Raw genomic sequence first — 11,689 nt, 5'->3', positions numbered from 1 at the left:
GGCAGGCCGGGTTTTAACGGCGCGATAACCCTGTCCTGCATTGACCAAAATTCGTGCGCGGAGTGAGGAGCAGCCGTCATCGGTATGCAATCGCGCGCGCGATCTCGGAATTGATTCAAGGGGGCGCGCAATTTTGCGCCAGATCACTCTCCGATTGCGACGCGGGAACGGGTCAGGCGCGCCCTCTGGCGCTGCCGCGCCTCGCAAACAGGCAATAAAGGTTGCTTGGCGCGGTCCGCAGCACCGGGCGTCCAACGGTCAGCACAGCGAAGATTACTTTTTTTTCAGATACTTGCCGCAAGAGTTGCGGTCGCTGGGCGTCACTGGGACGTATGAAGTTGAGTTTGGGGTCTCGAAAGCCAAAACTGCGAAAGCGCAACGCCCTTGCCCGGACCGGCCAACGGCCGCGCAAGCCGCGTTTCGCGCGTGCGCCTGCCATCAAACGAGACGGAGCCCAAGCGGGGATCGCCGAGGCACGCAAATCGCACGATCGCCTGCGTCAGGCCGTTGACATGCTGCCGCAGGGCATCGTGATCCTCGATCCCGAAGGCCGCTACGTCCTCTGGAACAAGCAATATTCCGAGATCTACAGCAAGACCGCCGATCTGTTCGCGGAAGGCGCGCGACTGGAAGATACGCTGCGCGTCGGTGTTGCCCGCGGCGACTATCCGGAAGCCGCCGGCCACGAGGAAGAATGGATCGCCGCGCGGCTGAAGAAGCTCCACGAGCCGGGCAAGCGCCACGAGCAGACGCTGTCGGACGGCCGCGTCATCCTGATCGAGGAGCGCCGCACCGATGACGGCGGCGTGGTCGGCCTGCGCGTCGACATCACCGAATTGAAGCAGCGCGAGGCGTCGTTCCGGCTGCTGTTCGACGGCAACCCCGTTCCCATGATCGTCTGCGCGGTGGACGACGAGCGCATTCTTGGCGTCAACGATTCCGCGGTCGCGCATTACGGCTATAGCCGCGCCGAATTCGAGAAGCTGAAGATTCGCGCGTTGCAGGCCTTCGACGGCGAGCCGCCCTGGACCACCGATCGGTCCAGCGAGGAGCAGGCCGCGCGCACCTGGAAGCACGTCAAAGCGGATGGCGTGCTGATCGATCTGGCGATCTATTTCCGCGAGCTGACCTATGCCGAGCGGCCGGCAGTGCTGCTAGCGCTGATGGACATTACTGAACGCAAGCGCGCCGAGGCGCGGCTCGCCTTCATGGCCCAGCACGACGGGCTGACCGGCCTGCCGAACCGCAATTTGTTGCGCCAGACCATGGACGAGATGCTCCTGCACACGCGGCGCAGCGCCGACAAGGTCGCGGTGCTGATGCTGGGGCTGGACAATTTCAAGGCGATCAACGACACGCTCGGACACGCGGTCGGCGACAAGCTCTTGCGCGGCGTCGCCAAGCGCCTGCGTTCGACGCTGCGCGAGGACGACGCGCTGGCGCGGCTGAATTCGGATGAGTTCGCCGTCGTCCAGAGCGGCCTGACGCGGCCTGAAGACGCCGTGCTGCTCGCAAAACGCCTGCTGGAAGCGATCGCCGATCCCTATCTGCTGGACGGCCATTCTGTTGTGATCGGCGCCTCCATCGGCATCGCGACGGCGCCCGGCGACGGCGATGATTCCGAAAAGCTGCTCAAGAGCGCCGACATGGCGCTGTCGCGCGCCAAGCTGGATGCCCGCGGCACCTTCGCCTTCTTCGAGGCCGCGCTCGATGCGAGAGCGCAGAGCCGCCGCAAGATCGAGGTCGAGCTGCGCGACGCGATCCAGAGCGACGTACTGCGGCCGTATTACCAGCCGCTGATCGATCTTTCGAGCGGGCGCATCACCGGGTTCGAGGCGCTGGTGCGCTGGCCGCATCCGGAGCGCGGCATGGTCTCGCCGGCCGAGTTCATTCCGGTCGCCGAGGACACCGGGCTGATCAATCCGCTCGGCGGTCTGATGCTGCGCCGTGCCTGCCTCGATGCCGCGACCTGGCCGGACGATGTCCGCGTCGCCGTCAATTTGTCGCCGCTCCAGTTCCGCAGCGGTAATCTGCTCTCGGTGGTGACGGACGCGCTCAAGCAGTCCGGCCTGCCGCCAAGGCGGCTCGAGCTCGAGATCACCGAGACGTTGCTCCTGGAGAAGAGCGCCCAGGTGCTGGCGACACTGCATGCGCTGCGCGCGCTCGGCGTGCGCATCTCCATGGACGATTTCGGCACCGGCTATTCCAGCCTCAGCTATCTGCGCAGCTTTCCCTTCGACAAGATCAAGATCGACCAGTCCTTCGTGCGCGACTTGGGTGCCAACCGCGAGTCACAGGCGATCATCCGCTCCATCGTCAGCCTCGGCAAAGGCTTGGGCGTCACCATCACCGCCGAGGGCGTCGAGACCGAGGCCGAGCTGAGCTGCCTCCGCACTGAGGGCTGCGACGAGGGCCAGGGCTTTCTGTTCAGCAAGGCGCGACCCAATGCGGAGATCATCAGCCTGCTGCAAGCGCAGCGCGGCATCGACGGCGAAGAAGAGGACGCCGCGGTGCTAGTCGCCTAATCATCCGGGTCTAAGCCGCACGCAATCCTGCCAAAAACGTATCAACGCTCAGCTTCAGCGCCGCGGCGTGCTGGCCGAGCTCACCGGACGCAACCATCACATTGTCGGCCAGTGCGCGCGACTGGTCGGCGGACTGGCTCGCGCCCGCGACATTGGCCGAGACCTCGGTGGTGCCAGTGGAGGCCTGCTGCACGCTGCGGGCGATCTCCCGCGTCGCCGAGCCCTGCTCCTCGACCGCGGCCGCGATGGTCGTGGCGATGCCGCTGATCTCGCGGATGGTGTCGCTGATGCCGGAGATCGAGGTGACGCAATTGCCGGTGGCGGCCTGGATCGCGGAGACCTGGCTCGCGATCTCGTCGGTCGCCTTGGCGGTCTGGCTCGCCAGTTCCTTCACTTCGGAGGCAACGACGGCAAAGCCGCGGCCGGCTTCGCCCGCGCGCGCCGCCTCGATCGTGGCGTTGAGTGCCAGCAGATTGGTCTGGCTCGCGATCTCGCTGATCAGGCGCAGCACGTCGCCGATGCGCTCGGCGGCGGTGGCGAGGCTCGTGACCATCTCGGTGGTCTCGGCGGCCTTGACCACGGCGTTGCTCGCAACCTGGCTGGAATGGGTGACCTGACGGCCGATCTCGGTGACGGAGGATGCCAGTTCTTCGGTCGCAGCGGCGACCGCATTGACGCTGGTCGAGGCTTCCTCGGAAGCCGCGGCGGCAGCGGATGCCCGCTGTGAGGTGCCATTGACGCTCGTGGTGATCTCGCCGGCGACACTCTGCATGTCCTCGGTCGCCTTGGCCACGGCCGCAACCACGCCCTTGACGTCGGCCTCGAAACGATCCGCCATCCGGCGCTGGAGCGCCTGCTTCTCGATCTCGGCCTTGGCCTTGTCGGCCTCCTGCGCCTCACGCAGCGCGCCCGATTCGAGCATGTTGCGGCGGAATACGTCGACCGCCTTGGCCATGGTGCCGAGTTCGTCCCGGCGGTCGCTGCCGGGAATGGTGACGCTGGTATCGCCGCTCGACAGCCGGTTCATGATGGCGGTGATCGCGGCCAGCGGCCGCGACAATCCGCGTCCGAGCAGGAACGCCAGCAGGATAGCGGCGGCGAGGATCGCGATCGTGCCGAGGATCAGATTGCGCTCGGCGCTGGCGAAGGCCGCTTCATAGTCCGTCGTGTCCTTTATGATCTCAAGCACGCCGACCGGCTGCCCGGCATAGTTCTTGATCGGCCCGACATAGACCGCGGCGGGATGACCGTCGAGCTCGGCCTCGCGCAACAGCGGTGCGCCGTCGATCACGGCTTTCAATTCGTCCGGCTTGGCGACCGCGTTTTCGCCGAAGGTCGAGGACAGCCTGTTCAACGACTTGCCGTCGACGGAGTAGACCGCGAGGTCGATGCCGAAGCGCTTCTTGGCACGGTCGACGAATTCCTTGCCGAAGGCGGCGCCGACGTCGACATTGGCGAGGTTCTTGCCGTCGCGCACGATCGGCGTCATGCCGAAGATGCCGAGCGCTTCGCGGCCCGGTTCGACGCCGACGATCTGCCGGCCGGTCTTGAGCGCCTCGACCACGGTGATGCGGCGCCCGGAAACGTCGTCGCCGAAGGTCTTGGGCGCGTGCACGCGATAGAATGAGGTCGCCGGTGGAATCTGGAAGGTGATCAGCGGGATGCCCTGCGCCTTCAGCGCCTTGTTGGCGTCTCCGAGCAGTGCGAACAGGCCGTCGCGGTCGCCCTTGGCGATGGCGTCACCGACCGGCGGCAGCGCCGCGATCGCGGACGAGACCGCCAGCGCGGCGCGTCCCTCGTAATCGATCGCCGCGATCACGCTGTCATATTGCAGCTTGAGCTGCTGATCGAGCGCCAGCCGCGTCAGCGCCCGCTGCTGGGTGATCGAGAAGCCCGAGAGGATGGCGCAGGCAATCGCCACGGTGAGCGCGATGGCGAGAATCAGGCGGGCGGCAATCGATCGAAGCTTGGGCATGCAATGGCACCGGAGAGAATCGGGGAGACGCGCGAATGACCCCGACGCTTCCAGAAAAGTCTTAACGAGACGGTTCGATGCGGGCGCAGGCCTCTCACCGCGTTGCGCATGGCTTGGAATTCACGCTGCTGAGGGGAGGTCCGCGCGTGCGACCCGCTGTCGCATGACGCCCCGCCTCAGGCGGATGGACCGCTCGCAAGGATCGCCTTGCCGACGTCCTCATAATGCGTGTCGCGCGCCTGGATCTGCTGGGTGATAGCATGCATGTCGCGAAAGCGCCGTTCGAACGGATTGCTGCGGAACACCGCGGTCGCGCCCGCCATGTGATAGGCGGTGTCGACCACCTTGGCCGACCGTTGGATGGTCCAAGTCGCGGCGAGGCGAACTGCGCTCCGATGCGCCGGGCTGAATGTGCCGGTCGCAGAGAGATCGCGCCACATCGCCTTCGCCGTCGCGTAGAGATAGGCGCGGGCGGCGCGCAAGTCCCCCTCGGTGCGCCCGATCAAGCCTTGGACGGCCTGGTTGTCGCGCATGGCGCTGGCCGCGAGCGACTGATGCTTTGCGCGCGAAAGCGCAATGGCGGCATCGAGCGTCGCGCGCGCCACGCCGAGCGAGACAGCAGCGAAGCCGAGGCTGAACGTCGAGCCTGTCGGGAGCCTGTAGAGCGGACCCGGCTCGCGCAGCGCCTGGGGCACGTCGCGGAACGCCGTAAAACGGTCGGGGATGAAGAGGTCGTGCACCTCGTAGGAATCGGTGCCGGTTCCGGCGAGCCCGATCGCCTGCCAGACGTCGTGCATCACTGCGCTCGCAAGCGGGAACAAAATGGTGCGCATCTCCGGTGAGCCGTCGGCATTTTTCCGCGGCGTGCCGTCAGTGCCGACGATGCGGACATGCGCGCCCAGCCAGCTCGCCTGCCGCGAGCCCGAGGCAAAATCCCAGCGCGCCGTGACGCGATAGCCGCCCTCGACCGCGCGCGCCTGATGCGCGACCGCGCCCCAGGCGAGAATGCCAGGCGCCGTGTTGAAGATCTCGTGTGCGGTGTCGTGATCGAGCGCGGCCGCGATCATCGCGCAGACGCTGCATTGGCCGAGACACCAGGCCGTCGAGGCATCCGCCTTCGCAATCTCCTCCAGCATCTGCATGAAGGCTTCCGGCGCAGCTTCGGCGCCGCCGAGGCTCTGCGGCAGCAGCGCGCGATAGAGCCCGTTCTCGATCAGCGCGTTGACCACCGCCGGCGTCAGCCGCCGCGTCCGCTCGATCTCGTTTGCCTCGCCCGCAATCAGCGGCGCGATGGCCCGTGCCCGCTCGACCAGGCCAAACCCGGGAGTTGCGTTCATGTCAGCGTTTCCTCGCCCATTCTTGGTGTGAGCGGTACGGACGGGATGGTGGTCTATTTGGCGGGGAGGATCAAGATGTAGACCACCGTCATTCCGGGGCGCGCGATAGCGCGAGCCCGGAATCCATCGTGCAGCGGGCGAGACGGAGAAATGGATTCCGGGTTCGCGCCAAACGGCGCGCCCCGGAATGACGGGAAATATCCGGCCTAAGGACTATTCGGTAAGCAACCGCTCCATGATGATCGTGCGTTCATGGCCATGATAGCTGTCGCGCACGGCATTGAATCCGAGCTTTACGTAGAAAGCCTCCGCGGTGACCGACGACGGGACGGTCAACGCGGCAATTTTGCGCTCGCGCGCTGTGCGCTCGATCTCGGCCATCAGCAGCTTTCCGATACCGCGGGTCTGAACATCGGGGGCCACGAACACCGTGCGGACGACGCTTCCGTCAAGGCTTGCTGTTCCAACGAGGCGGTCGCCAATGGTGGCAACAAAGACGGTGCGCCTCCCGATCAGCTCCAGCACGGCGCCTGGGCTGAAGCTACGTTCGACCCTTTCGATAATCTCGTCCGTATAGTCCTTCGCATTCGTTTCGCGCAGGGCACGCACGATGACAGCGCTGATGTCATCGGCGTCATCGTCGAGCGCAGGCCGGATGGTGCATTCCATGGATCGCTCCACTGCAGCGTCTGGGACTGACCGGAAGTTGACGCCTGCGTCACAGGCTTCGCAATCAGCTTGTCGCGCAACCAGACTTAATGTTACCGTCTGTAGCATATTCGGGGCAACCCAAGAGGCATACCATGAAGAAGCCGACCCGCCGCGCTGATCGCCTCGCCGCGGCTGCTGCCACCGACGAGCCGCCAGCCATGCCGAAGCTCGAGCATGCGCCGATGAGCGATATCATCGATGCGTTGGCCAGCGGGCGGGTCACCGCCGCGGCGCTGACCAAAGCCTATCTCACGCGCATCGAGGCTTACGACCGCGATGGTCCCACGCTCAACTCCGTCCGCGCGCTCAATCCCGACGCGCTGACGATTGCGGGCAAGCTCGACGGCACCAGGCCGTCGGTCAAACGGCCGCTGGCCGGCGTTCCGATTCTGCTGAAGGACAACATCGCGACCGCTGACAAGCAGCCGACGACGGCGGGCTCGCTGGCGCTGGAGGGCGCCCGTGCCAGGGACGACGCCACAATCGTCAAGCTGCTGCGGCAGGCCGGCGCGGTGATCCTCGGCAAGGCGAACCTGACGGAGTTCGCCAACATCCTCGCGATCGACATGCCCTCGGGCTACTCATCGCTCGGCGGTCAGGTGAAGAACCCGTATGCGCCGACGCTGATGGATGATCGCGGCATCCCGGTCGTGACCCCCGGCGGATCGAGCTCGGGTTCGGCGGTCGCTGTCGCGGCCGGCCTGTGCGCGGCCTCGATCGGCACCGAGACCTCAGGCTCGCTGCTGTACCCCGCCAGCCAGAACGGCGTCGTCACCGTCAAGCCGACCGTCGGACTGATCAGCCGTGCCGGCATCGTGCCGATCGCGCACAGCCAGGACACCGCAGGGCCTATGACGCGGACCGTGCGCGACGCGGCGATGCTCCTGAACGTGCTGGCAGTCAAAGACCCACTCGATCCGGCGACAGCGCGGCAGCGAAGGCCGGCCGATTACGCCGCCGGCCTCGCACGCGATGCGATCAAGGGCGCGCGCATCGGCGTGCCGAGCGACCCCGCCGATCCCTTGAATGATCGCTACTACGGCAAGCTGCCGCCCAGCTGGGTCAAGGTGATGACGGAGACGATCAAGGTGCTGGAGGATCTGGGCGCCGTCATCGTGCGCGCCAACATGCCGACGGCCGGCTGGCTTGCCGGACCAGGTACGACCATGGCCGTGCTCAACCGCAACCCGCTGAGCCCCAACAAGGGCAATCCGATGATGCAGTGGATCGTCTTCCTCTACGAGCTGAAGCACGATCTCAACCTCTATCTGAAGGATTGGGCAACCGGCACCGCCATCAAGACCATCGCCGACATCGTGGCCTTCAACGAGGCGCACGCGGAGAGGGCGCTGCGTTTTGGTCAGGACCTGTTCCTTGCGGCCAATGCCACAAGGGGCGATCTAACCGAGCGCGAGTACAAGTCGGCGCGTGCGATGGACCTGCTCGCCGCCAGGACGCGCGGCATGGACGCCTATATGAGCCAGCACAAGCTCGACGCCGTGCTGTTTCCCGGCAGCGGAGGCTGCGCGATCAGCGCGAAGGCGGGCTATCCCAGCGTCATGGTGCCGGCCGGATTGATCTCGGGAGTCGACGACAAGGACACGCCCGACTATCCACTCGGCGTCACCTTTGCAGGGCTCGCCTGGAGCGAGCACAAGCTTCTGCGTCTGGCATATGCTTTCGAGCAGGCCACCAACATGCGCAAGACGCCGCCTGGCTTGCTTGCGCGGTAGGCTTCAATGAGCCTGGGTCTAAAAGCGGGCTTCGGCTGTCGAGACCGCCGACTTCAGCGGCGCTCGAAGGGTGACGGCCCGGCGGGTGGCCGCACATCCTTCGGGGCTCGACCCACGATGCGTTCGCATCGCGGGCCTCGCACCTCAGGATGACGGGGCAACAGGGATTCTCTTCGAGATTCTGGTGCGAAGCTCGTAGGATGGGTAGAGCGAAAGCGAAACCCATCAAACTTCATCCTCACAATCGGATCGAGTTAAGAGTTGCCATGAATCGCGTCCGCCCCTCAGAGCGATGGGTTTCGCAAAGGCTCAACCATCCTACGGGCTGAAACGCCCGGTCGCCGGGGTCGTCGGCCCGCTATCTGAATTCTTGCCCATATTTGAGAGCGATCGCGTTGATCTGCTCCGGCGTCAATTCCTTTCGCGGTTCGCCGGGTCGGCTGCAGGTTTCGCGAAAGAAGCCGTCGAGGCCCGGGGGCACCATGATCCAAAGCAGAACCAGCTCCTGGTCCGGACTACTGAAACCATGCCACGTGTTCTTGGGTATGAAAATCGCTCCACCTCTTTCGCAAGAGTAACGCACATCGTTGAGTGTGACCGTGCCACTGCCTTCCAGAACGTAGAAGGCTTCGTCGCTGTGGAGGTGTCGGTGAACCGGAATGCCAGACCCCTTGGGTAGCTGCTGCGTGCCCAGTCCAAGATGATTGGACCCCGTTATGGGGTCGACCTTGACGAAGATGTTGCCGCCATCACGAAAATGGATCAGGTGTTCACCTTCTCCGGCACCAAGCACATAGCCCTGCGGCACCGGGGTGTGCGACTTCGGTTCGATCGCCTCGCTGTTCGACATCGCGTGCTCCATTGGCCGATATGCAACAATGAAAAAGCCACAATAGCAGAATGATGCATCAGTCGAGCCGTTCGACACGACGGCAATTCACGCCGAGACAGCGGCCGATTTCGCGATCGGATGATTGCGATCTCGGTGGACTTCGTGTGGTCTGCTAGACGTTCGCCATCGGAAGCAATTCCAATTTCGCCGATGATTTTTCCAACAACCGGGCTTGCTCCGCCCGCCGGGGATCGTTCCGATAATTTTGAAAGTCCGCATCGGATGCGAAGCTGACGATGTGCATCTCTATGGTGCCATCCGGATTTCGAAGCCGCCGCTCCAGACATCCGTTGAACTCGGGCAATAGCGGCAGGACTGCATCCTCGCAGGCTCGAAAGTCCTCGACGCCCTCTGGAGGTATTCGGGCTATGAGCACGAACATTACGGGGTTGGTTCGATGGGACATCGCCGCCTGCCGATCGCACCCTGCCATGATGACATCATGCCCCTGTTTTGCCCGACGGGTCAAACGGGTTTCGTAAAATCGAAAAAGCACAATGCCGACAAGGCGCCGGCTACTGTGCATGGGGTTGTTTTCGAGATTTTTGCTTGAGGCGAGGTTGCGCGGCCAAGGGGACGCTGGCGACACGCAGCAACGAGCCTCAGCTATCCACCTTCAGCGCGGCAATAAAAGCTTCCTGCGGGATGTCGACCTTGCCGAACTGCCGCATCTTCTTCTTGCCTTCCTTCTGCTTCTCCAGAAGCTTGCGCTTACGCGTGATGTCGCCGCCGTAGCATTTTGCGGTGACGTCCTTGCGCAGCGCGCGCACGGTCTCGCGGGCGATCACCTTGCCGCCGATCGCGGCCTGGATCGGGATCTGGAACATGTGCGGCGGGATCAGCTCCTTCATCTTCTCGACCATGGCGCGGCCGCGGCCTTCGGCGCGGGTGCGATGCACCAGCATCGAGAGCGCGTCGACCGGCTCGGCATTGACCAGGATCTGCATCTTCACAAGATCCGCCGGCTTGTAGTCGGTGAGATGATAGTCGAACGAGGCGTAGCCTTTTGAAACCGACTTCAGCCGGTCGTAGAAATCGAACACGACCTCGTTGAGCGGCAGATCGTACTTCACCATCGCGCGCGAGCCGACATAGGTCAGCTCCTTCTGCGAGCCGCGGCGGTCCTGGCACAGTTTCAGGACGCTGCCGAGATATTCGTCCGGCGTGAGGATCGTGGCCTCGATCCAGGGCTCCTCGATCTCGGCGATCTTGACCACGTCGGGCATGTCCACGGGATTGTGAATGGAGATTTCCTGCCCGTCGGTCAGACGCATCTTGTAGATCACGCTCGGCGCGGTCGCGATCAGATTGAGATCGAACTCGCGCGACAGACGCTCCTGGATGATCTCCAGATGCAACAGCCCGAGGAAGCCGCAGCGGAAGCCGAAGCCGAGCGCCGCCGAGGTCTCCATTTCGTAGGAGAAGCTGGCGTCGTTCAGGCGCAGCTTGCCCATGGCGCCGCGCAGCGTCTCGAAGTCGTTGGCGTCGGCAGGGAACAGGCCGCAGAACACCACGGGAATGGCCGGCTTGAAGCCCGGCAGCATCTCGGTCACCGGCTTCCTGTCGTCGGTGATGGTGTCGCCGACGCGGGTATCGGCGACTTCCTTGATCGCCGCGGTGATGAAGCCGATCTCGCCGGGGCCGAGCTCGTCGACCTGCGTCATCTTCGGCGTGAAGAAGCCGACGCGCTCGACGTCATAGGCGGCGCCCGTGCCCATCATGCGGATGCGGCCGCCCTTCTTCATGACGCCGTCGACGACGCGGATCAGCACGACGACGCCGAGATAGACGTCGTACCAGCTGTCGACCAGCAGCGCCTTCAGCGTGGCTTCGCGATCGCCCTTCGGCGGCGGCAGGCGCGTGACGATCGCCTCGAGCACATCGGGAACACCGAGACCGGTCTTGGCCGAGATCATCACTGCTTCGGACGCATCGATGCCGATCACGTCCTCGATCTGCTGCTTCACCTTCTCCGGCTCCGCGGCCGGAAGGTCGACCTTGTTCAGGACCGGAACGATCTCGTGGCCCGCGTCGAGCGCGTGGTAGACATTGGCGAGCGTCTGCGCTTCCACGCCCTGGCTGGCGTCGACCACCAGCAGGGAACCTTCGCAGGCCGCCAGCGACCGCGAGACTTCGTAGGCGAAGTCGACATGGCCGGGCGTGTCCATCAGGTTGAAGATGTAATCCTTGCCGTCCTTGGCGTGGTAGGCGAGACGGACGGTCTGCGCCTTGATGGTGATGCCGCGCTCGCGCTCGATGTCCATGGAATCGAGCACCTGCTCCTTGCCCGCCATTTCGCGATCAGTGAGGCCGCCGGTCATCTGGATCAGGCGGTCGGCCAGCGTCGATTTGCCATGGTCGATATGGGCGACGATGGAGAAATTGCGGATGTTCGAAATGGGGACGGTCGTCATGGGCGCGGGATACCACTCACATCCCCGTGCGGCAACCATATTGCTGTATTTTCAGGGCCTTTCTTCACGCCAAGCTGATTCCACGGCGGCCCAAAACGCGCT

8 protein-coding genes are annotated in these 11,689 nt (G+C 64.4%); 2 read left to right on the top strand and 6 right to left on the bottom strand.

Features of this window, described 5'->3' with window-relative positions; genetic code table 11:
• Nucleotides 1-332: 332 nt before the first annotated feature.
• The gene (locus ABIB73_RS20500) at nt 333-2,525 is read left to right on the top strand and encodes a putative bifunctional diguanylate cyclase/phosphodiesterase (protein WP_354226730.1); all 2,193 of its coding nucleotides are present in this window, start codon (nt 333-335) and stop codon (nt 2,523-2,525) included.
• Nucleotides 2,526-2,535: 10 nt separating this feature from the next.
• On the opposite strand, the gene ABIB73_RS20495 is transcribed toward ABIB73_RS20500, so the two are convergent.
• From ABIB73_RS20495 to ABIB73_RS20485, 3 genes are all read right to left on the bottom strand, one after another.
• Nucleotides 2,536-4,500 carry a methyl-accepting chemotaxis protein gene (locus ABIB73_RS20495; protein WP_354226728.1) on the bottom strand — a complete coding sequence of 655 codons (1,965 nt, stop codon included), beginning with the start codon at nt 4,498-4,500 and terminating at the stop codon, nt 2,536-2,538.
• 176 nt (nt 4,501-4,676) lie between these two features.
• Complete coding sequence (locus tag ABIB73_RS20490; protein ID WP_354226726.1) at nt 4,677-5,837, bottom strand: acyl-CoA dehydrogenase family protein; 1,161 nt, start codon at nt 5,835-5,837, stop codon at nt 4,677-4,679.
• Between the two features lie 213 nt (nt 5,838-6,050).
• Nucleotides 6,051-6,506, bottom strand: coding sequence for a GNAT family N-acetyltransferase (locus ABIB73_RS20485; protein WP_354226724.1), 456 nt, complete (start codon nt 6,504-6,506; stop codon nt 6,051-6,053).
• A gap of 134 nt (nt 6,507-6,640) precedes the next feature.
• On the opposite strand from ABIB73_RS20485, the gene ABIB73_RS20480 reads away from it, so the two are divergent.
• Nucleotides 6,641-8,281, top strand: a complete 1,641-nt coding sequence (locus ABIB73_RS20480; protein ID WP_354226722.1) for an amidase family protein — start codon at nt 6,641-6,643, stop codon at nt 8,279-8,281.
• 358 nt (nt 8,282-8,639) lie between these two features.
• Here the strand turns inward: ABIB73_RS20480 and ABIB73_RS20475 are convergent, their stop codons facing one another.
• The 3 genes from ABIB73_RS20475 to lepA all read right to left on the bottom strand — a co-directional run bounded on the left by ABIB73_RS20475 (nt 8,640) and on the right by lepA (nt 11,587).
• A complete protein-coding gene (locus ABIB73_RS20475; RefSeq protein ID WP_354226720.1) occupies nt 8,640-9,131 on the bottom strand; it encodes a cupin domain-containing protein in 492 nt (163 codons plus the stop codon).
• A gap of 154 nt (nt 9,132-9,285) precedes the next feature.
• Nucleotides 9,286-9,762 (bottom strand): antibiotic biosynthesis monooxygenase family protein, encoded by a 477-nt coding sequence (locus ABIB73_RS20470; protein WP_354226718.1) that lies wholly within the window; start codon nt 9,760-9,762, stop codon nt 9,286-9,288.
• A 13-nt stretch (nt 9,763-9,775) separates the two neighbouring features.
• Entirely contained in the window at nt 9,776-11,587 is a 1,812-nt protein-coding gene (gene lepA, locus ABIB73_RS20465; RefSeq protein ID WP_354226717.1) for a translation elongation factor 4, read from the bottom strand.
• Nucleotides 11,588-11,689: the final 102 nt, after the last annotated feature.

The organism is Bradyrhizobium sp. F1.4.3, assembly GCF_040548375.1.
Classification (GTDB): domain Bacteria; phylum Pseudomonadota; class Alphaproteobacteria; order Rhizobiales; family Xanthobacteraceae; genus Bradyrhizobium.
The sequence above is the reverse complement of the archived record's forward strand: the minus strand, read 5'-3'. Positions and strand labels throughout refer to the sequence as shown.